Origin of the sequence: Spiroplasma kunkelii CR2-3x (assembly GCF_001274875.1) — a bacterium.
In the GTDB taxonomy this organism is placed as follows: domain Bacteria; phylum Bacillota_I; class Bacilli_A; order Mycoplasmatales; family Mycoplasmataceae; genus Spiroplasma; species Spiroplasma kunkelii.
The window spans coordinates 300869-322773 of the sequence record NZ_CP010899.1 but is presented as its reverse complement, the minus strand read 5'-3'; the positions used below and the strand labels follow the sequence as shown (position 1 = coordinate 322773).

Here is a 21905-nt window from a genome sequence, read left to right as displayed (position 1 = left end):
AAACAACCAAAAATAACATAAAACAACCAAAAAAATCATTACTTTGTAGAGGCTTTCTCAGTATAAGCTTCAATAACATCTTGCTCTTTTAAATCATTATAGTTTTTAATTGTTAACCCACATTCAGCCCCTGTTTTGGCTTCTTTAATATCATCTTTAACATGTTTTAATGATGCCAATTCACCACTATAGACGATAACTCCATCACGTAAAACTCGAACTCGTGATTTTCGTGGAATAATACCATCAATAACATAACAACCAGCAATAGTTCCAATATCAGAATGACGGAAAATTTGACGTACTTCCGCTTGCCCTAACACTTCTTCAACCATTTCTGGATCTAACATTCCTTCCGCTGCGGCAACTATTTCTTCAGTTAATTTATAAATAATTGTATGCAAACGAATTGCAACACCTTCATCTTCGGCTTTTTTCCGAACATGAGCTGTTGGACGAACATTAAAACCAACAATAAATGCTTGACTAGCTAAACCTAATGTTACATCACTTTCAGAAATTGCCCCAACAGTTGCTCGTAAAACATTAATTCTTACACCTGGAATATTAATTTTTAATAGATTTGCTTTTACCGCTTCAACTGTTCCTTGAGTATCAGCTTTTAAAATAATATTAATTTGTTTTAATTGTCCATCTTTAATTTGGGCTGATAAACTTTCTAACGAGAAATTTTGATTTTTATAACGTTTATTCATTGTATCAATTGTTTTTCGTTTTAAAGCAATTTCACGTGCTAATTTTTCATCGCGAAAAACCATAAAACGGTCACCAGCATTTGGTACTTCATTTAAACCATGAATCATAACTGGAGTTGATGGTCCTGCTGATTTAATTTTTTTACCACTCTCATCAGATAAATCACGAACATAACCAAAAGTATAACCAACAACTAAGGCATCTTTAATATTCAATGTTCCTGATTGCACCAATAGTGTTGCAACTGGTCCTAAGCCACGATTTAAGTGTGATTCAAGCACTGTTCCTAACGCAAAACGATTTGGATTTGCTTTTAATTCCATTAAATCAGCCATTAATAAAATTGTATCTAATAATTCATTAATTCCTTGTTTTTGTTTAGCACTTCCTTTAACATAAGGAGTTGTTCCTCCTCACTCTTCTGGAGTTAATTCTTCTTGTGATAATTGCATTAAAATATTATCTAAATTTACTCCAACTTTATCCATTTTATTAACAAAAACAATAATTGGTACGTCAGCTGCTTTGGCATGATCAATGGCTTCTTTAGTTTGCAACATTACACCATCATCAGCGGCAACAACTAAGACAACAATATCTGTTACTGCACTCCCTCGTGCGCGCATTTGTGTAAAAGCTTCATGTCCAGGAGTATCAACAAAGGTAATTTTTTCACCATGTTTCGTTTTAATTTGATAAGCCCCAATATGTTGTGTAATTCCCCCATGTTCTTTACTTACCACATTCGTATTACGAATGGTATCTAATAGAGTTGTTTTCCCATGATCAACATGGCCCATAATTGTGACAATTGGTGGTCGTTTTTCTAACGAAGAAGAGTCATCATTAACTTCAAAACTTTCAATTAAATTTTCATGTGTTACTGATTTTTCACGTTTAAAATCTAACCCGAATTCTAAACATAACTCTCCCAATTGCTCTTCAGTTAAAAAAGTATTTTGATTTAACATTATCCCCTTACTAAAAAAGTATTTAATAATTTCACTAACGGGTTTATTAATTTTTTGTGCAAACTCAGCAATAGTTAATGCCTCATCATAAACAAAAACTCCTTCTGTAACATGTGCTTCAACCGTTTTTAATTGTGATTGAATACGATTTCGTTGTTTTTTAGCTAATGTTTTTTTATTTTGTTTGTTATTTTTACTACTCATCTGTCCCTCCTCATTTTTGAATTTTAAGAATTATTTAATAATGTCAACAACCGTTGGGCAAGATGTTGGTCACTAATACCAATCATTTTAACATTATTTGTTCCTAAAGCTTGTTGGGTTAAATTGAAATCAAGGCAACTAAAATAAGGGATCTTATAATAAAAACATTTTTGTTGATATTTTTTTGCTTGCGTAGCACCAACATCACTGCTTGTTAATGTTAATACTAAATAAACATTTTTTTGTTGAATGGCAGTTAACAAACAAGCCCCTGTGATTAGTTTACCCCCTCGTTTGGCTAGACCAAGATAACTATATCCTTTTTGATCTATCATCGTTAATCTCAACCTTCACTAATTTCACAATATAACATTTCGTAAAATTGATCAGTTAACTTTGTTTTTAAAGCACGTTCTAGCGCGTGAGTCTTTTTTGCTTTTTCATAAATCTCTAATGTTGGTCGTAAATAAGCACCGCGCCCATTGGCCTTTCCGGTTGGATCAATAATAATTTCCCCTTTTGGTGTCTTAACAATTCGTACCAATTCTTTTTTTAGTAACATTTGTTGTGAAACAACACATTTTCGTAAGGGAATTTTTTTATGATTTGTCATCGATATCCCTCCTAGTTAATTATTTATCTTGATCATAATAATCATCATACTCGTCATAATTAATTTCATCGTCATCATCATCTTGATTTTCAAATTGTTCACTCTCAAAATAAGAAAGATTGTCTTCAATTTCTTGAATTTCATTTTCTAATACTTTAGGAGTTGATTCTGTTAAATCATCAACATGATAATTTTCTTCATCTAAAATCATTGTTTCTTCAGCCATTTGTTCTTCAATAATTTCAAATTCTTCAACTGGTAAACCGGCTGTTATATCAACAGTATTTGTTTCAACAATGGCTTTTGGTTTAATTTTATCTTTTAATTTAACTTTTAATGCACTAAGTTCATCAGTTGTTAAATTTCCATTTCATAAAATTTCAACTTGTTTCGTTAACGCTTCACTATAACTCATAATGTTTAGTTTTCATTTTGTTAACTTTGCAACTAATTTTGCAGAACTTCCACCTTTTCCAATTGCTAATGATAATTGCTCATCAGGAACAACAACGTCAGCTTCTTTTTCTTCATCATTAGTTGTAATTGAAATTACTTTTACGGGTGATAATGAGTTAATAATAAATTGTTGACTATTATCATTATAAATACAAATATCAATTTTTTCATCTTGTAATTCAGCTGTTACTTTATTAATTCGACTGCCCTTGCTACCAACACAAGCACCAATTGGATCAATATTTTCATTTGTACTATAAACAGCAATCTTACTACGACGCCCAGGATCACGAGCAATTGCTTTTACTTCAATTACTTGCTCAAAAATTTCTGGAATCTCACGTTCTAATAAACTATATAAAAAATCATTGCTTGTTCGTGAGCCAATAATTTGTCCTGCATTTTTTGATTTAACAACATCTTCTGCTAAAAAAGTAATTGGTTGTCCAACTTCAAAATGTTCAGAAAAAATCAAATTTTTTCGAGGAATATAAGCAAATGTTCGTTCGACTTCAACTAATAAGTATTTTTCTTCAGCAGCAATAACAACACCCGTCATTAAGTGACCTTTTTGGATAATATATTCATCAAAAATTGAATCCTTTTCTGCTTCTTTAATTTGTTGTTTAATAATTTGGCCAACTTGGAAAATTGCTAATCGTGAAAATTCTTCTGAATTAACTTGTTCATAAACTTTATCATCAATTGTAATTTGCTCACCATATTTTTCTTTGGCTTCATTTAAACCAATTTCTAATAAATCATCTTCTACTTTTTTAACAACAGTTAATTCTTTTTCAACTTTAATTTGCCCTGTTTTTTGATGAATCTCAACAATAATTGTTGCTTCTGGATCAAAATGTTTTTCATAAGCCTTCCTAATTCCTTCTTTAATTGAATCTAAAATTAAATCACGACTAATTTGTTTTTCACTAACAATTTCATCAATTGTTGACAATAATTTTGCACCATCAATCATGCTATATAACATTCCTTTCTTAAAATTTAACCGCATAACGCGCAAATTTAATATTTTGATAATTTGTTTGCAAGGTTTTGCGAGCACCTTTAACAAAATAAGTAATAGTAAGATTTTGTTGCTTATCAACCATTGATAATTCACCAGTAACTTCAACTAAATTATTGACTTTTTCGTTAAATTCTAAACAAACATACTCCTTAACATGTTGCTGTAGTTCATTTCAATTTCGTAATGGTCGCTCAGCACCTGGTGTTGAAACCTCTAACAAGTATTCTTCTGAAAATAAATCAAGACTATCAACCAATTCATTAATTTCTTCACTAATAACTGTTAGATGATCTAAATCAAGCACAGTTGTTTTATCTTCAATTAATACTTGCACAACATTTGTGTCAAACTCTTGTAAATAATTAATTGCAAACAAAGTTAAATTTTGCTTTGCTAAATAATTTTCCAAAGCTACTTTCAATTTTGTTTCTTGTTGTATAAAATTTTCCATTCAACACCATCCTTTCTTAATCAAACATAACTAAATTTATGGCATTATTTATGGCATTAAATAAAGAGCACGGTTGTGCTCTTTATTGATCTATTTTAATTACTTTATTATTATAATACCTTATTAATAAAAATGCAACAAAATTAAGAAGATAGTTTGAATATTATTTTAAGTACAAGTTTAACAATAACTTTAGATTATTTTTAAAAAAAATTAATCATTAAACAGCTTAATTTAAAAGTATCTTATTTACACACTTATTAAAACACATTTCTTTAAAAAGGGGAATACTAAAATGAGAATATACAATACTTTTAAATATATAAAAAGTTAATATATTTCATTGCTAATTTAGGTCTTAAAACACGTAATAAAGGTATTTACAAACAAATATATTTTTATATAATTTAACTAATAAAAAAAGGTAAATTGAAATGAAAAGATTATTAAGTATAATAGGGACAATTAGTTTAATGGGTACAAGTACAACAAGTTTAGTTAGTTGTAATAATATACCACAATATAACGAAGATGAATTACAACAACTAAAACAAGAAAACCAAATATGCACAAATTACAAAGAAATAAAAGAAAACTTAGAATGAATAGCACCACAAAAAAATCATTTAATACAGTTGATAGTAAATGATATTATGTGGTTTGAAAAAGAAAAAATGAAATATTAGTAAATTTAAAAATAATATTTTAATAGATAGAACACATCCTAGTGTTGAAATTGATAATAAAAATGAAGATAAAAATTATAAATTAAATTTAGAATAATACAAAAAAATGGTGTAGTTAACACAGTTATTATTAGTTCTTATAGTGTTATAAGCGATTGACCCGCTCCAAGATTTAAATCAGTTTATCGTTGAAATTTAAATACAACAGAGCCAAAGTTAATAGTTCATGATAAAGGTAATATAAAAGTTAATGGAGAATAAAAAAAGAGATTTTATATCTCTTTTTCTTTTTATCTAGGTTTTATTGTAATTTTAACTGGGCTATTGCTTTTATTTCTAATACCTAAAACATTTGGATTATTAATCTCTAATACAATATAATCGTTATTACCTCAAAATCATCTGGTCCTTCTTAATATTTTTGCTGATAAATTTGCAATTAATACTTTTGAAAATCTAATTTTTAATTTTATATTATTAGTATAATATGATTGCAAATATGTTTCTTTGATTTTGTCATTGTCATTATTAGATAGTTTTGTTATTTGTAATAAAAAATATATTTCAAATATATTATTTGGTGCTTAATATCTATTATAATAATTTTCACTTGGTAATCCATTTGTTTTAACTGTAGCGAATATTTGAATATCAAAATTTATATTATCTGTATATAAAGTTATTTTATTATTAAAATTAACTTTATCAATTTGTGAACGACCTTCTTGTAGTAATTTTATATCTGATAATGAAAATAATTTGTTATCACAACCACTAACTTCTCCATATAAATAAATATTTCTATTAGGAATAAAATTCTCTATATTTGGTGGTCCACATTTAACTTGTAAATTATCTAGATTACTTATTTCTATTGTTTTATAAGCACTTTTAAATTTTTCAATACTTTGAATTGTTGGGTCAATTTGTTTTAAATCAATTTCAGTTTCATAATAAGCATAATTAAATTCATCTGAAAAAAATTTATTGGATTACTACCTACTTGTTTACATTTTATCTATGAATTAAATCTAGTTTTTAATGTTTGTACTACATCAGAAGGCATAATATCTTTTGTATATAGTTGATACTTATATGGTACTGGTGGTAATACATATTGTGGTATTTAAAAGTTAGTATTTCATAATCATGGGGTAATAAAAAACTAGTTTTATAATTAGTTGTCATATCGCGTAAATAATTATTTAATGTACTTTTTGTTTTACCTCTAAAACTTCATACTGATAATCTTAAATAATCTTCTTCATTATTAGTATATAGGTTATCAGCATAAAAGATAATTTCAAAATTACCTTTATATAATTCTTGAATTGAAAACATATCAATTATATAACTACAATTTTTCCCACCAGGTGTTTGTAAAAATTCTAAATCATTATCTTTTTCACTATCACTAACTGGTGTTTGAGCATCAATTGCTTTGGTTTGTTCATTAATTAAATAAACTATATTAGTTTTTTTATTTAATTGTTTTAAATTATAAGTTGAATAAACTAATTCACTAGTTGGTGTACCATTTTTATTTAAAACAGTACCTTTTAATTTATCAGTTAATAAAGTTGTAAAACTAAAACTAGTAGTATTAGCACCAATCATAGCACCAATTTTATCATTACCTTGTTCTCTAAATATTTCAAAAGGTTTATATTTACTTTGATTAATATCAAATTCAATAAATGTTTATAACTTTGCATCCTGTACGATGAAGCTCCCAAAAAATACAAAAACAATTAATTTTCTTGTACTTTAATTTCTTCTTTCTATAATAAAAAAAATAAAAAAATAGAAAGGTTTGTAAAAAATGAAAATATTTAATGAAAAATTATTTCAATATATTGAAAAACCAATTAATAAATGAGAACAAACAATTGAATTAGCATCTGAATTATTAATTACAAATAATTATGTTAAAACTGATTTTCCCACTAAAATTATTGAAATAACAAATTATTTAGGTCCTTATTATGTTGTGGCACTCAAATTAGCATTATTGCATATTATGCCTGATTCAACAATTTTAAAAACTGGAATAAGTTTTACATATTTTAAAATTCCAGTTAAATTTTAAAAAGAAGACAAATACCATATTAAATATTGCTTAGCTCTTGCTGCAGAAGATAATTTTTCACATATAGAATTACTTCAATAAATTGCTAAACTATTTGAAAAAAAAGAATTTTTAACTAGTATAAAAAACTGTTCATCATCAATAAAATTAATTGAAATTATCAAATAGCGTGGTAATTAAAATATATTAAATTTACTTTCTTTCATTAGTTTTATGATCTAAACTTGGTTCTAAATCTTCTTCTAACTTATGTTCTAATGCTAATTTCTGATCAACTTCTAATGTATGCTGGCTACGTTGTCAATCTTTATAGATAAAAAAGCCAAAAGCAACTGCTAATAAAATTGCTAAAACTAATAAAACAACAATGCCGATGGTAACTAACATGGTTTCTGTACTCCTTTTTCTCGTTTTATGCCATAATAACTATTCAAACTTGCAACTAGGACTGGTACAAAAATGCCTAACACAAAAGCTAATACTGAGATATATCAAGCGTTTTTTGTACAACTAATAATAAAATTATAAACTAAAAAAACAACAATAACAACTAATATAAGTGGAATTAAATAATACATCATAATTTTATATAACTTATTTAATTTAATTCATGATACTTGGTTATTGTAATTAATTACAATATGTAGTTTTTTTGCATATCAAACAAAGAAAATAACTTGTGCTAAAGATACTAAAATTAAATCCAATCCTGCTGCTAATAATTGAAAGGAATTAATTACCTGATATGTACTATCAAAAACTAGTAATAAACCAACAACAATAATTGTTAAACAAATCCCACAAATTACTTTTTGATTACTAATTTCATATTGTGTTTCAATAGCATCCACAATAACTTCAATATTACCAACCGCTGTACTTAATCCGGCAATAAATAAAGCTAAAAAGAATAAAACTCCTAAGAAATTCCCAACTCCCACAACAGTATTTTGATTAATAATATGGAAAGTTTCTGGCAAAACATTAAAAACAAAAACCATTGAATCACTACCAAACTTAGTAGCAATTTTTTGTTGAAATAATAAAATATCATTTTTATCAATAACCAAATTATTAACAATAGCCCCTGATGCACCAAAAATAAAGATTAAGTTAGTAATGGATAAAAATAAAATTCCAATTACTAATAAGTAAGCTTTTGAAGCATTATCTTGATTATGTGGACCTACACCAGCAAAGCGCATCATCATTCCCATTCCTAATGATGTTGTAAAAAAAGACAAGGAAAAAACACTACATCATGTTTGACTTTGTTTTAATTTCTCTAAATTATTTGTTAAAAACAACGTTGCTAATCCTTGATGACTCCCTGGAACTGTTAAAATATAAATTGCTAAAATTAAAATAATTAAAAATAATAAGGGCATAAAAAACTTATTAACTTTTTCAATTCCACTAATTCCAAATAATAAGATAAGACCAACTAACAAAACAACAAATAAAAAAGCTAAAAATACAATTCATTGAAAACCACCATTGTTAGTTATGCCAAAACCACCACGTTGTAAAATCTGATGATTAAAAATATTTCCATGAACATTACTAATCAAGGTAGAACTAAATTCAATTCCAATCGAAATAATAGTATAACCAACCAAAACAGTATAATAAATCGGAATAATAATCATTAAATTTGATTGAAACCAACCCATAAAGCGACTAAAGCGAACACTTTCCTTATCAAAAATGTTAATTACACTTTTACGTCGAAGATTTCCTAAGTTAAATTCAAAAATTAATAGTGGGATTCCCACTATTAATAATGAAAAAATATATATTAAGAAAAAATAAAATCCACCATATTTATTAATATAACCAGGTAATCCCCAAATTACCCCTAATCCAATTGCTGCACCGAATGATGAAACAATAAATCCAAATTTTGTCATTTGTTTTTTACTACTCATTTTTTTCTCCTTTGTTTTTCAATAAAAAATGCAATATTGTTGCATTTTTACCATTTCTATTTCTTTTGATGTCTAATCTTACGACTAATACCTCAAGCAACAGCAATAATAATAATTGTGCAAAAAGCACCAAACATAATAATTAAAACAATTTTAATAATGTTAACGTTTTGATTATAACTTACAATATCATCATAGCCAAAAATGTTACCCATATATTGTCCTTTAATCCCTAAACTATTTACAAGATTCTTAAAATATTTTGGTGCAACATTTCGTGCTTCTTTAATCATTCCATAGTAAGCATCAACAGCATGCCCCATCTCATGGTTCAAAGTACAAAAAACATTTGGTGAGTTTCATCATCCAATAAAATATTCAGGAATAGTTTTTCCCCGCAAAACATTATCAAATTCTTTTGCAGAAATAACGATATAAGCCCGTCTAGTTGAAATAAAACGATTTGATCCTGGTAATGAATGAAAAGAATAATTTGTATAAGCTGCTATTTGGCTACCTTCTTCTAACAATGGTGCATCAGGAGAAAATAAAAATCCAGTTAAAAAATATTTAAAATTGTCACCAGTTATTTCATAAGTCATATTAAATAAATTTAAAATTTGTTCTTTAAGAAACTCCATCAGTTCATCACTTCATTGATAATATTTTTGCATTGCTTGCACGCTATCTTTTAAGAAAATAGTGCTCCCTTTTTCATGATAATAATTATTTTCATATTCTGTTATATTTTTTAAATCTTCATCTAACTTATCAAATGATGAATAATATTGCTGTTTACTAGTATTCATAAAATTTTCAAATTTTATAATCGATGATTGTGATGCTCGCGTATATGAATCATTCATCATATTTCCTAATTGCGCTGTTAAATCTTGCTTACCATCATTAATAATGCTATTTCGTAAAATATTTCCGTCAAAACTAAAATCATCATTTTTAATATCTTGCTTTCCACTTGACTGCCACATAATTAAACTTGTTTTAAGAACATTAAAAGTATAATTTTGTGCTCATAATTTACTATTTTGGGGAATTAATTGTTGTAAACCAAGTTCAAAAAATGGCAAAAAATATTTTAAATCAACTGCATCAATCGCTTTAGTTGTTAAATTAGTATTATAACTAATAGTTGACTTTGCAACATACTGATCAATTTTATCACGTTGTTTTTGCAAAGAAGTAATTCGGGAACCAAAATTCTCTTTTTGAAGCGGAGTATAAATATCAATAAAAAAATTATTTAAAATTTCTCAGCTTTTATTTTTCATTTCGTTTGGCATTGTCATTCATTTTGAATATGCTTCGGCAAAAAATTCTTTCCAAGTTTTCATTCCATAAATACTAGTATTAATAATCGAGGCCATTAATGACATTTCAAATAATTCTTTCGTATCGATTCTCACATTATTAATATTAGTTTTATTATTATAAATTATATCTTTATTAGTAATAATATTGTTTTCCATAATTTTTACTGTTTTGTTTTGGTCAATATTGGAAGACTTATAAATAAAATACTGTAATAAATAGCCTGAATAAATAAAATCATCTTGGTCAAGTGATGAAACTGCTGTTGGTGATAGTTCTGTAATATATCCCTTTTGATTAAAAAAACTAGAAGTAGGTACAAATGTCATTTTAATAGTTCCAAACACTAATAAACTACTTGCTATTGTATGAAACTTTCCCATAATTTTTTCTCCTTTTAATATATTAAAAATTTATTGTTGATAATCAACATACTAATTAAAAATAAAATTAATTGTAATAAAAACTACTTTTAACAAAGCATAAATTTAAAATAACAAATACTAATTATCAAATATTTTCTAATTGTAATAACGATGCTTTCATTTCTAACCCACCACGATAGCCACGTAAAGCATTATTTTTGCCTAAAACACGATGACAGGGAACAAGAATTGTGATGGCATTATTGCCAATTGCTGTCACCACAGCTCGCATTACTTGCGGATGTCCAATTTTTGTACAATATCAACATAACAAGTTGTTGTTCCATATTGTATTTTAGCAACTTCTGCTCAAACCTTTTTTTGAAACAAAGTACCAATGAAATCAAACGTTAAAGTAAAAAATGTTCGTTTTCCCATTAAATATTCCGTTAATTGCTCCATAGCAAGGTTCGTTTTTCCTTCTTGATCAGCAATTAATAAAATATTTTGTTTCTTTTTCTTCAACCAAGATTCTAATTCATTAAACCCTTTGTTTTTAGAACCAATAAAAGTTACACCTTGTTCAGAAACAGCAACATATAAATTTTAATTATTAATCTTTAAATTGTTATAATATCATTTAGTTAACTTTTGTTTGACCATATCTTATAACCTCCTAATGATTGCTGTTTTTGATTAAAATAAATTATTTTGTGCGTTAAGGTATTTAAATTATACTATTAAATTTATGAAAAACTATTTATAATTAGCAAATTTTTTTTATTTTTTATTAGTTTTGCGTAAATAAATCACAATTAATTCTATTATTTGCATCACGTAAATTAAGATCATGGTCTGAAAATTGATAGCCACTAACCCAACGAAAAACAACTAATTTTTTATTTGTTTTTGCTTTTTGAAATGATTTATCTAATTTTAAAATTTTATCATTAACTTTCTTTAAATCATTTTTTGTAAATTTAAGTTCAGCTGGAATAGCTTCAATATCATGATATATTTTTCCATTTGTCTTTCGTAAATATTCATTAATTGGTTCATAATGACTTCCGATATATTGTTTCAAATACTCCTTGAATTCCTTTTTTTTCATTTTTTGTTAATTTATTTTCTCAATAATTATATAATTGTCTTCCGCCATTCCTTGCTTCTTCATGTCTGTCTTTATAGTGGCATCGATTTTTATTAAATTTTTTATTTAAAGGTTGCTTTAATTGTCCTCGCGCTGGCACATAAAAAATAAACTATTTAAATATCATTACAATTCTTCCTCCACTTTATAATTAAATTATCTCTTAAAAGTAACAAAAAAACACTAAAGTGCTTTTAAAAAATTATTTGCAGATAAAAATAAACAATAATAAAAAAATTGTAATAATTATATTCCAATAATTTTATTCATTTCAACTTTTATTGCTAAACTGATATTGCCAAATGGCAAAATAACAGTTTGGGCAACAATATAAATATTTTTTAATTTAAATTTAGTTTTTAACAAAACCAAATCAACTTCGTCTAAATCTTTTACTGTTATTCGCAACCGAGTTAAGGTTGCTTTAACCATTGTAATATTTGTTTTTGTTCCTAAAATATTAATTAAATCATTAATAGAAAAAGAAAGTGCTTGTTTTGGAACAAGAATTTTTTGAAAATTAAAAATCTTTTTCCGAAAAATCATCATTAAAATAAACAACAACATTAAAATCATTGCCACAATAATAATAATAATATATTCAGTTTGCATTATTAATCATCTCCTCTGTTATCATTGCAATGAGCAAATAATAACTTCATTTTCGCAATTAGACTCAAATCATTTTCTTTATCATAGCATAAGTTCAATGTTTTTTGACTAATTTTTAACTCTACATCGGAACTTAAAATTTTTGATTCATAAGTATCAATAACTAAACTTTTTCCTTTCAACTCATCATTTAACCTTATTATTTGATCTTGGTCTAAAATAATTGAAGCGTTAATTGTGGAAAAAGTTGAATTTGCCACCGGAGCAATTTCTTTTAATTGCCATAGAGTGGAAATATTAGATGCAATAATCGAACCATTAATTGCTCGCATATAACCTGTTGAACCAGTTTTAGTTGCAAAAACAAGCCCACTTCCCCGGAAATGCTCCAACAAATCATTATTAACATAAATGTCAGTACGAATTGTTTTAACATGGTCAACAACTTTTGCTTCATTTAATGCATAGCGAATAAGATTACCATTATATTTAATTTCTAATAATGGCATTTGGCGAATATGAACTTTATTATTAATAATTGCTTTAATTGCTTTAGTATAAGTATTTTCATCATAGTTGGCATAAAATCCTAATGAACCAGATTTAATTACAATAAAAAAAACTTTATCAATAATATCTTGAAATTTATTAACCGCTCTTAATAAAGTTCCATCCCCGCCAATGATAAAAACATACTGTGGGTTACTAAGATCTTCTTTTAATTGATTTTCTTGTAAAAGTTTACTAATTTTATTAACTAACTGTGTTGATTCTTGATAATCATTTGCAATAATTGCATATTTAACCATTGTTTTCGCCACCTTTTCTTTCATTTAGTTATATTATACCTTTATTTTAAATTGAAAACTTAATTAAATAAAAAAATAGTTAGCTTTGCTAACTATGATTCTTATTGCGAATTGTTAATAATTCAATATCAGTAAATTTTAATAAATTAGTTTGATTAAGATAATGATGAATTTTATTATCTGATCAAAAAATATATTTAAAAGTAAAGGTAATGTAAGTTAATCCTTCTTTAGTATGAAATTTATTACATATGCCGCGAGAAACAGATTCTAATTTTTTTGTTTTTTTATCATATAAAAAACTTTGTGGTATATAAAATAATAAAATGTGGGTTAATGAAACAATTACAATTCCTAAGAAAAACATTGGTAATCAAGCAAATGGCCACATATATTTTGCACCAATAAAGTTTGTATTTCAACCACCAACATTAAAACCACCATTGTTTCATGGTTCACCGCTACTTGGCCCCACAAATAATTGGTTTGTTTTAAAAATTCAATCTCAAATTACTGCAATAACAGAAAATAATGTTAATCATAATAACTGTCATTTAAATAATAAACCACTATAAGGCTTTTCCACTAAACCATATTTATAAACATATAAATAAGCAAAAATAATTAATGTATGAAGAATAAAGTAATTATAGTAAAAGAAATTATCTAAACTTCAATAACCATTAACCGGCGTTATAATTGCTAAAATTGGTAAAACAATTGCTGAAGGAGCAACAACTTCAAAAAATTTTCGACTAGGAAAAATTAAAATAAAGCCCGATAATAACTGGTGTAAACTACATAAGTGTAATGGCATAACTTCACTTAAACCACGAATTTGCGAAGGTCCCACCGGTCCTCAAATTCACTCTGTTTTTAAAACAACTGCTAAATAAGTTACTCAAATCGCATATGTTAAGAAATAAGTTATAATTTGATAAATCCCGATTGAAATTCGAAACCATTGTCAATTAACAGTTTTTGCATAATACTTTTTGCAAACAAATAATGAACCAATAATTAAAATAAAAATACTAATGCCAACTAATTGAAAGACATAATTATGACCTTTAAAAAATCACTGGTCAGTTCAATAAGCCCTTGGCAGATATGAACCTGCTGGGTCAAAAAAACCTCATGGTCCATTGCTAGAACAAACAAATTTCATTACTTTTCTCCTTTGATAAATAATTAATATCTTTTCTATTTATTTTATAACAAAATTAACAATTTTATTTTTAATAATAATTTCTTTAATAATCTCATGCTTATCTAAAAAGGTTTGAACATTGCTATTAGCTTTAGCCAAAGCTGATAATTTTTCTGCTGATGTATCAAGTGGTACTTCTAATTTAGCAAATAATTTACCATTAACTTGAACTGCAATTATAACCTCATTTTTTTGTAAATATTTTTCATCATATTTTGGCCATGTTGACAATGCAACTGATGATGGTTGATTTAATTTTGTTCAAATTTCTTCTGCTAAATGTGGAGCAAACAAACTTAACATTTTAGTAAACCCTTCAAAATATGGTTGATAAATTGGACCTTTTATTTTATAACAAGCATTAATAAAGACCATTAGTTGTGAAATTGCTGTATTAAAACTTAATTTTTCTAACATTTCTTTGCTGTTTTTAACCATTCTATGATAAAAAAAATCTAACTCATGATTATTATCTTGTGAAAAATTATTATTTTTAATAAGACGATAAACGCGATCTAATCATTTTCGTGCTGAATCTAACCCATTTGAATTTCAAGGCAATGATGCTTCAATTGGTCCCATAAACATTTCATATAAACGTAATGTATCAGCCCCATGTGATTTAATAATATCATCAGGATTAATCACATTTCCTTTTGATTTACTCATTTTTAAACCATCTGTACCTAAAATCATTCCTTGATTAACTAATTTATAAAATGGTTCAGAAGTTGGAACTAATTTTTGGTCATATAAAAATTTATGTCAAAAACGTGAATATAATAAATGCAAAACAGCATGTTCTTGGCCACCAACATATAAATCAACTGGTAATCATTTTTTTAACAAAGCTTGTGCTTTAACACTACGTAAGTCTAACAGTTGCTTATCTTCCATTAAAATATAAGCTAAATAATATCAACAACTACCCGCTCATTGCGGCATCGTATTAGTTTCTCGGCGTCCTTTTTTTCCAGTACTGTCAATAACAGTTAATCATTCTGTGGCATTAGCTAATGGTGATTCTCCCGTTTGTGATAGTTTAATATTTGTCATTTTTGGTAATTCTAACGGTAATTCTGTTTCATCAACTAAACTAATTGAACCGTCTTCTCAATGGATAATTGGAAAAGGTTCTCCTCAATATCTTTGACGAGAAAATAACCAATCACGAAGTTTATAAGTAGTTTTAACTTTCGCTTTTCCAACTGCTGTTAAAACATCAATTGCTTTTTTTGTTGCTTCTTCTGTCCTTAAACCATTCAAAAAATCAGAATTAATATGTTTACCATCTTTATTTTGTAATTTATTATGATGTTCTCCTTCAATAACATAACTAATTGGTAAATGATATTTTAAAGCAAATAAATAATCCCGTTCATCATGACCTGGCACAGCCATCACAGCACCAGTTGCATAAAATGGTAACACATAATCAGCAATTCAAATTGGAATAAGCTTTTCATTGATTGGATTAATAGCATAACTACCAATAAAAATTCCATTTTTTTCTTTACTAATATCTTGCCGATCTAAGTCAGTTTTTGCTTTTGTTGCTGCTAAAAATTTTGTAACAGCAGCTTCATATTCAGGTGTTATTAATTTTGAGACTAATGGATGTTCAGGTGCTAAAACAAGATACTCAACACCAAAAATTGTATCAGCACGGGTTGTAAAAACATTAATAATTTCTGGATTATTTTGGACCGCAAACTTAATTTCAACACCAACTGATTTTCCAATTCAATTTCGTTGTAACTCTTTAACTGATTCTGGCCAATCAACTTCATCTAATCCTGCTAATAATTTTTCTGCATAGGCAGTAATTTTTAAAACCCATTGTCGCATTGGTTTTTTAAAAACTGGAAAATGTCCACGTTCAGAAACCATTTTTCCATTAATATTTAATACTTCTTCATTAGCTAAGACTGTGGCTAATTCAGGACATCAATTAACATCAACATCACGCATCTCAGCTAATCCATTTTGATATAATAATTCAAAAATTAATTGTGTTGTTTTAAAAAACTCTGGTGAAGAGGTATTAACTTCTTTTTTATAGTCATAACTAAAGCCAAGTGCTTTTAATTGGTTACGAAAATTAGCAATGTTTTGAAAAGTAAATTCTGCTGGATCATTCCCTGTTTGTAAAGCATATTGTTCAGCTGGTAAACCAAATGCATCTCAACCAATTGGATGCAAAACATCATAACCTTGCAATTTTCGCATACGACTAATTACATCAGTTGCAACATATCCTTTTGGATGTCCAACATGTAAACCTGCTCCTGATGGGTATGGAAACATATCTAAAATATAAGCTTTTTGCTCTGAATTATTTGTTGTTTTAAAAGTTTGATGTTCTTCTCAATATTGTTGTCATTTTTGTTCAATTGCTTTATGCGAAAATTCCATCTTTATTACCCTTTCTAAATTTTTATCTTTTTAATTATAACATTGTTCCAAAAATTTGTTAGTAATTTAAGCACTTTTAATTACATTTTTATTAGCGTATAATAAATTTATAAATAAATTACAGAATGGGAGAAAATTATGAGCGTACAAGAAGCAGCAAAGTTTCGAAAAGCAATTAAAATCTATGATAAAACAAAAGCAGTTAGTGAAAGTGATTTAAAAACAATTTTAACAACTGGAGCCTTAGCACCTAGTTCTAATGGCTTAGAACCAGTAAAAGTTATTATTATCAAAGATCAAAAATTAAAAGAACAAGCAGCATTAAACTGTTTTATGCCTGGCAATCAGCAAAAAGTAAAGGATGCCCCAATTTTAGCATTACTATTAGGAGCAAATGGTGATTATTTAACATCTGAAGAATTTTTAACCAATCGCTTAGAACGAATTTTTAATGGTGAAACATTAAAAACAAATGTGCGAGGAATGAGTAATTACTTAAAAAGTTATCCAAGTCCAGATATGTTTTCGGATGAGCAAACACATCTTGTCGCTAGTTTTATGGCATTACAAGCTGCTGAATTAAAAATTGGTTCAAGTATTATGGGCGGAATTACGCCACTGCAAGCAACCTCATTTTTTACAAAACATAATATTGTGGACCCAACAAAATGACATTTATCGTTAGGAATGCTATTTGGATATTATAATGACAATGTTAAAGGAACAAGTTTCCCTCGCTTACGAATTGCTGAGGATGAATTTGTTAGCATTTTTTAACTTACTTAATAAAAATTTTCCTAAAAAATTTAATTAACTAATGAAAACATCTCTTAAAAATTTTTGAATTATTAGTTTAATTACTAATATTATTTTTTTATTAATCCAAGTTAGCATCATGACGCCACTAATATTATGTCAAAAACAATTACAGTTAAGTAATAGTGACTTATCGCAAATTTTCTTTGGTATTCTAATTATTATTATTTTAGTAATGTTTATTACTAACTGAATTCTAGTTAAAAATCCACTCCGAAAACTAAATACAACAAAAGAATTAGCACCCTGACAAGCAGACCTTGGTTTTTATATTATTACAAAATATTCACATTTGGAAACGGAATATAATGGTTATATATGATATTTAAAGAAAAAAGATTTTATTATACTTGCTACACTTGGAATTAACTTTGGTTTTGCTTTAATTTCTGCTGTTGTGTTTTCTATTTTAGGATAAAATAAAAGCTACTTTTTTATTTCTAAATTTATTATTTTAAATTATTACTATTTTATAAACTGTTTTTTATTGTAAAATATTTTTTAATTTGCATTTTGTAATCAAATTGCAACAAATCAACTCAGAAAGGAGTTGATTTTTTATTGAAAAGAAACATTATTTTAATTTGCGGTCATTAGTAATTAAATATGCAAAAGATATTGTTATTAATACTGTAAATAAAATAGTAATTAATAATGTAAAAGAAAATTAATAAATTATCCGCATAATTTATTAGCGGTAATTTATTCAATGAGGAGATGTAATATGCCAACTTGATTAACGACAATATTTAGTGTTGTTATTATTTAAAATTAATCGTAATAAAAAACAATTATCAAGTTTTAGCAAAACAAACAAAAACAAGAGAACAAGGATATAGGAGGGTGCATAAATAATGATTAAATTAGTTTTATTTGTAGCAGCAATTGCTATATTTGGTAATGGTTTTATTACTGTTATTATTAATCAATTTACATCAGCAAAAATATTATTATTGATTTATATAATTCTGATACTTGGTTGATTTTATTATTTGGTAGAATGGCAATTTTATTTAGTCATCCGTTAATGTTAACAATATCAAGTTTATATATTGTTGGGTTTATTGTTTCAAAAACATTGTATAGTTAGGAATTGAGTTTATGAAAAAATCGTTATTTTTATTTGCCATATTTATTTTAAGTTTTTTAGGTTTGGTTATTCCATTTATTACTTTAACGGCGTTTATACCGTTAAATGGAGATCATTATACGCTTAAACAAGAGAATAGTACTGATAAAGGTATTAATGAAACTGATTTTATTAATACAATGTTTTTACGCAGTAGTTTTTTTGAAAATTGGTTGGAGACAAATTATTTTATTAATCCAACTTTAAAAACATCAAAAAAAATTATTGTTTAATGATAAATGGTATTTTGATTTTTTACAAGAAAGATTTAAAATATTATCAACAGTTTAACGGTCAATTTGATTTATCTAAGTTTTTACAGTTGTTTTTTGCAAGTGCTTTGGTGCCAGTGTTTCAAAATCGTAGTTCGTTTATTGAAAATGGTTATATTGATAATTTGCAATATGATACTGTTTTAGTTAACTTTTTTGCGTTTAAATTACAAAATTTTAATAATATTTTGTTGAGTGAAAATATTAATGATAAATTACAATTTGATAAATTATTAAATAGTATGTTTAAGATTGGTAGTATATATTATTTTGAGGTTTTTAATAAAATTAAGTAATTAGAAACAAATTAAGTTTCGCTTATGGTTAAATGATAACAAAGTTTATAAAAAAATCAACCTTTTTTAAAAATATAATTTTTAATTATGATTTTTCCACACTAAAAATCACTTTTTAAAGTTATTACTAATTTTAAAAAGTTTTTTATAAAGATAAAAATTGATTTTGTTTTTGATTTAAATTAAAAATATTAAATTTAATTTTTTCTTTATTTTTAGTAGTTTTATCAATTTTAACTTCGTTAATTTTGCTATTAAGTCTTAACATTGAATAAATTAACATATTATTAAATATTTCTTTACAATATATTTTTGCCCCTTGTCCTTTAACAGCTTTAATATAATGTGAAACATCACCCTCTACATGACAACCAATATTATATTCTAATGCTTGATTTTCAATTCCATCTTTATTATTTTTAATTAATTCAATGGTTTCTAATAAAAATTTCTTTTTGTTGTCAATAACATAGGGCAAATGACAAATTAAAAAATCTAATAAGACTTCAATATGCATAGTTGAAAAAAATATTTTCTTTTCAACTCTTTTTTTATTTTCTCGCATAGGAACAAAAGCTCCGTCAATTTGAATATATAAAACATTATTTGGAATTTTAATTTTATTGTTATTTTTATTGCTAATATAGTCAATTTTTTCTAAATTGGCATTCTTAAAAATATTAGATATTGTTTTTTCACTAATATTAGCATTTTCTGTTGTATGCAAAATATCTTTATATCTTTTTCCATCACCTAAAAAAGAGATATATTTATCTCTTAAATTCTTTTCAACTCTTTTATATTTTTTTAAACCTAATTCCTCATCTAAGGGGTAACGATTTATATATTTTTTATTTTCTTCTTCATATTTAATATATCTTCGTCTTTTTATAGGAATATTTCCATACTCTGTTTGAATTGTTTTTGGTAATTTTGATACAACCTTATATCCTTGTAATATTTGTCCTTGTTGATATAATTTAAATATCTCATTATCTCTATTAATTAATAAATTTTTAACTTCATTTTGTGTCTCGATTGTTTTATTTTCTTTATAATTTTCTAACAAATTCTGTTTTAACTCCATCTTAATTATTCCCTATCTTTAAAAAACATTTTTAATATAACATTATTAATATTTAATTTGATATTTGATAAGTTTATTTATCTTATCATAAATTTAAAAGCAAGGAGATTTAAAAATGCAAGATTTTACTAAAATTAATAACAAAAAACGGATTACTAGTTATGAACATTTAAATAAAAAATATGATTTAAATTTTAGTGACTATAATTTTGGTTTTGACTGAGAAGTATTTAAAGACTTTGTTGGTGATAGTTATGCCCGTTATTTTACTTCGCCAAGTTTTTTTAAGTTTGTGTCTGCTGGTCGTGGTACTAATAAAACATGAAATCATATAGCAGAAAAGTTATTTTATGCTTGTAATTTTAGCGATGCTTCATCCAACATTTTACGAAGATATGATAACACCCACGAAGACACTACTTTTGGAGATACAATTAACGTATGTAATTATTTATATGATAAATATGGAGTTGATTTGGGGCCTGACAATGAAAATGGAATTATTTGACCTAAAAATGTTAAAGAAGGTGGAGAAATTGTTTTTCCTAGTGGTGTTCGTATTGCTTTTGCTGGTTATGCTAATGGTAATAAAATTATGGGTAAAGTTGGGAAAGGAAGCGGTATTATAACAGCATGAACTGATGAAATGATACATGCTGAAGAAAAAGAAATATTAACTGATAAAGAATTAGATAAAAGATATAATAATTTAAGAATTTCAATGTTTCGTTCTAAAAGTTTAAAAGTATCTTATGAAAAATATACCGATGAAAATAATAATGAACAGTATAATTTAGACAATCCTATTCCTATAAAAGAATTATCTTGAATATTTAAAGAATGAGATAATATAACAAAACAATATATTGATATTAAAAGTAATTATTTCTTTTTTCCATTTATTATTAAAACTGGTTTAGTAAATATTACAGATAAAGGTTTTCAACCTAATAATGGTGTTCCACAGAACTTTACACAAATGTCACAAATATTTACTGGGAAAGAAGGAATAATAGCACAATGAAAAAATGCTATTAAAATTAGATCTCGTGCTATACCTGATATTTGAAATTATGATTTTTTTAAAAAAAAAATAAAGATTGATTTACTTATTCTATTAATGAATTTAAAAATAGTTTAACGGATAAAGTTAGTTATTTATATATTACTAGTACTGAAAAAATTTATTTATGAGATGCAACAAAACAAGTTTTTATTAATAAAGATAATCCCGATAATAATTATCCAGTTAATGATATTTGAGAAAAAA

General features: G+C 26.1%; 25 protein-coding genes and 2 pseudogenes. 10 read left to right on the top strand and 17 right to left on the bottom strand.

Annotated elements, in window-relative coordinates:
• Positions 1–38: 38 nt before the first annotated feature.
• From infB to SKUN_RS01685, 5 genes are read right to left on the bottom strand one after another with little or no spacing between them, the layout of a single operon-like run.
• The gene (gene infB, locus SKUN_RS01705; protein ID WP_053390606.1) at positions 39–1892 is read right to left on the bottom strand and encodes a translation initiation factor IF-2; all 1854 of its coding nucleotides are present in this window, start codon (positions 1890–1892) and stop codon (positions 39–41) included.
• Positions 1893–1915: 23 nt separating this feature from the next.
• On the bottom strand, positions 1916–2227 hold the full coding sequence (locus SKUN_RS01700) for a L7Ae/L30e/S12e/Gadd45 family protein (RefSeq protein WP_053390605.1): 312 nt from the start codon (positions 2225–2227) through the stop codon (positions 1916–1918).
• Positions 2228–2229: 2 nt separating this feature from the next.
• Positions 2230–2505, bottom strand: coding sequence for an RNase P modulator RnpM (rnpM, locus tag SKUN_RS01695; RefSeq protein WP_053390604.1), 276 nt, complete (start codon positions 2503–2505; stop codon positions 2230–2232).
• 19 nt (positions 2506–2524) lie between these two features.
• The gene (gene nusA / locus SKUN_RS01690; RefSeq protein WP_053390603.1) at positions 2525–3940 is read right to left on the bottom strand and encodes a transcription termination factor NusA; all 1416 of its coding nucleotides are present in this window, start codon (positions 3938–3940) and stop codon (positions 2525–2527) included.
• Positions 3941–3959: 19 nt separating this feature from the next.
• The gene (locus SKUN_RS01685) at positions 3960–4442 is read right to left on the bottom strand and encodes a ribosome maturation factor (RefSeq protein ID WP_053390602.1); all 483 of its coding nucleotides are present in this window, start codon (positions 4440–4442) and stop codon (positions 3960–3962) included.
• A 434-nt stretch (positions 4443–4876) separates the two neighbouring features.
• On the opposite strand from SKUN_RS01685, the gene SKUN_RS01680 reads away from it, so the two are divergent.
• Entirely contained in the window at positions 4877–5128 is a 252-nt protein-coding gene (locus SKUN_RS01680; protein ID WP_053390601.1) for a lipoprotein, read from the top strand.
• Positions 5103–5225 carry a hypothetical protein gene (locus SKUN_RS11190; protein WP_268794858.1) on the top strand — a complete coding sequence of 41 codons (123 nt, stop codon included), beginning with the start codon at positions 5103–5105 and terminating at the stop codon, positions 5223–5225. Before SKUN_RS01680 ends, SKUN_RS11190 begins: the two co-directional genes overlap by 26 nt.
• Positions 5226–6178: 953 nt before the next feature.
• Here the strand turns inward: SKUN_RS11190 and SKUN_RS01670 are convergent.
• The gene (locus SKUN_RS01670) at positions 6179–6745 is read right to left on the bottom strand and encodes a hypothetical protein (protein ID WP_053390599.1); all 567 of its coding nucleotides are present in this window, start codon (positions 6743–6745) and stop codon (positions 6179–6181) included.
• A gap of 205 nt (positions 6746–6950) precedes the next feature.
• Between SKUN_RS01670 and SKUN_RS10235 the strand changes: the two genes are divergently transcribed.
• Entirely contained in the window at positions 6951–7217 is a 267-nt protein-coding gene (locus SKUN_RS10235) for a PTS sugar transporter subunit IIA (protein WP_235511268.1), read from the top strand.
• A 192-nt stretch (positions 7218–7409) separates the two neighbouring features.
• On the opposite strand, the gene SKUN_RS01660 is transcribed toward SKUN_RS10235, so the two are convergent.
• From SKUN_RS01660 to leuS, 10 genes are all read right to left on the bottom strand, one after another.
• Positions 7410–7604: a hypothetical protein gene (locus tag SKUN_RS01660; protein ID WP_053390598.1), complete on the bottom strand. Its 195-nt coding sequence runs from the start codon at positions 7602–7604 to the stop codon at positions 7410–7412.
• Positions 7598–9145 carry a sodium-dependent transporter gene (locus tag SKUN_RS01655; protein WP_053390597.1) on the bottom strand — a complete coding sequence of 516 codons (1548 nt, stop codon included), beginning with the start codon at positions 9143–9145 and terminating at the stop codon, positions 7598–7600. Before SKUN_RS01655 ends, SKUN_RS01660 begins: the two co-directional genes overlap by 7 nt.
• Before the next feature lie 56 nt (positions 9146–9201).
• Positions 9202–10857: a hypothetical protein gene (locus SKUN_RS01650; protein ID WP_053390596.1), complete on the bottom strand. Its 1656-nt coding sequence runs from the start codon at positions 10855–10857 to the stop codon at positions 9202–9204.
• Between the two features lie 124 nt (positions 10858–10981).
• Positions 10982–11131, bottom strand: coding sequence for a methylated-DNA--[protein]-cysteine S-methyltransferase (locus tag SKUN_RS10230; protein WP_235511266.1), 150 nt, complete (start codon positions 11129–11131; stop codon positions 10982–10984).
• Positions 11131–11364: a methylated-DNA--[protein]-cysteine S-methyltransferase gene (locus SKUN_RS10225; RefSeq protein WP_408640737.1), complete on the bottom strand. Its 234-nt coding sequence runs from the start codon at positions 11362–11364 to the stop codon at positions 11131–11133. Before SKUN_RS10225 ends, SKUN_RS10230 begins: the two co-directional genes overlap by 1 nt.
• A gap of 265 nt (positions 11365–11629) precedes the next feature.
• Entirely contained in the window at positions 11630–11923 is a 294-nt protein-coding gene (locus SKUN_RS10220; RefSeq protein ID WP_235511264.1) for an ADP-ribosyltransferase, read from the bottom strand.
• A gap of 312 nt (positions 11924–12235) precedes the next feature.
• Entirely contained in the window at positions 12236–12601 is a 366-nt protein-coding gene (locus SKUN_RS01635; RefSeq protein ID WP_053390595.1) for a PTS transporter subunit EIIB, read from the bottom strand.
• Positions 12602–12603: 2 nt separating this feature from the next.
• Positions 12604–13410, bottom strand: a complete 807-nt coding sequence (locus SKUN_RS01630) for an NAD(+)/NADH kinase (protein ID WP_053390594.1) — start codon at positions 13408–13410, stop codon at positions 12604–12606.
• Between the two features lie 88 nt (positions 13411–13498).
• Positions 13499–14578 (bottom strand): TMEM164 family acyltransferase, encoded by a 1080-nt coding sequence (locus tag SKUN_RS09725; RefSeq protein ID WP_053390593.1) that lies wholly within the window; start codon positions 14576–14578, stop codon positions 13499–13501.
• Positions 14579–14617: 39 nt separating this feature from the next.
• Positions 14618–17035 (bottom strand): leucine--tRNA ligase, encoded by a 2418-nt coding sequence (gene leuS, locus SKUN_RS01620; RefSeq protein ID WP_053390592.1) that lies wholly within the window; start codon positions 17033–17035, stop codon positions 14618–14620.
• A 138-nt stretch (positions 17036–17173) separates the two neighbouring features.
• Between leuS and SKUN_RS01615 the strand changes: the two genes are divergently transcribed.
• The 6 genes and pseudogenes from SKUN_RS01615 to SKUN_RS09715 all read left to right on the top strand — a co-directional run bounded on the left by SKUN_RS01615 (position 17174) and on the right by SKUN_RS09715 (position 19548).
• Complete coding sequence (locus SKUN_RS01615) at positions 17174–17812, top strand: nitroreductase family protein (protein WP_053390591.1); 639 nt, start codon at positions 17174–17176, stop codon at positions 17810–17812.
• 40 nt (positions 17813–17852) lie between these two features.
• Positions 17853–18269 (top strand): hypothetical protein, encoded by a 417-nt coding sequence (locus SKUN_RS01610; RefSeq protein ID WP_053390590.1) that lies wholly within the window; start codon positions 17853–17855, stop codon positions 18267–18269.
• Positions 18270–18375: 106 nt separating this feature from the next.
• Positions 18376–18522 carry a hypothetical protein gene (locus SKUN_RS09080; RefSeq protein ID WP_158500736.1) on the top strand — a complete coding sequence of 49 codons (147 nt, stop codon included), beginning with the start codon at positions 18376–18378 and terminating at the stop codon, positions 18520–18522.
• A 183-nt stretch (positions 18523–18705) separates the two neighbouring features.
• Positions 18706–18941, top strand: a pseudogene (locus SKUN_RS01605) (hypothetical protein).
• Positions 18942–18952: 11 nt separating this feature from the next.
• Positions 18953–19250, top strand: a pseudogene (locus SKUN_RS09720) (spiroplasma phage ORF1-like family protein); the annotation flags it as partial.
• Positions 19213–19548: a spiroplasma phage ORF1-like family protein gene (locus SKUN_RS09715; protein ID WP_053390588.1), complete on the top strand. Its 336-nt coding sequence runs from the start codon at positions 19213–19215 to the stop codon at positions 19546–19548. The pseudogene SKUN_RS09720 and the gene SKUN_RS09715, both read left to right, overlap by 38 nt.
• A 145-nt stretch (positions 19549–19693) precedes the next feature.
• Here the strand turns inward: SKUN_RS09715 and SKUN_RS01590 are convergent, their stop codons facing one another.
• Positions 19694–20635 carry a UPF0236 family transposase-like protein gene (locus SKUN_RS01590; protein WP_053390587.1) on the bottom strand — a complete coding sequence of 314 codons (942 nt, stop codon included), beginning with the start codon at positions 20633–20635 and terminating at the stop codon, positions 19694–19696.
• A 115-nt stretch (positions 20636–20750) separates the two neighbouring features.
• Between SKUN_RS01590 and SKUN_RS01585 the strand changes: the two genes are divergently transcribed.
• Entirely contained in the window at positions 20751–21776 is a 1026-nt protein-coding gene (locus SKUN_RS01585) for a hypothetical protein (RefSeq protein WP_053390586.1), read from the top strand.
• Positions 21777–21905: the final 129 nt, after the last annotated feature.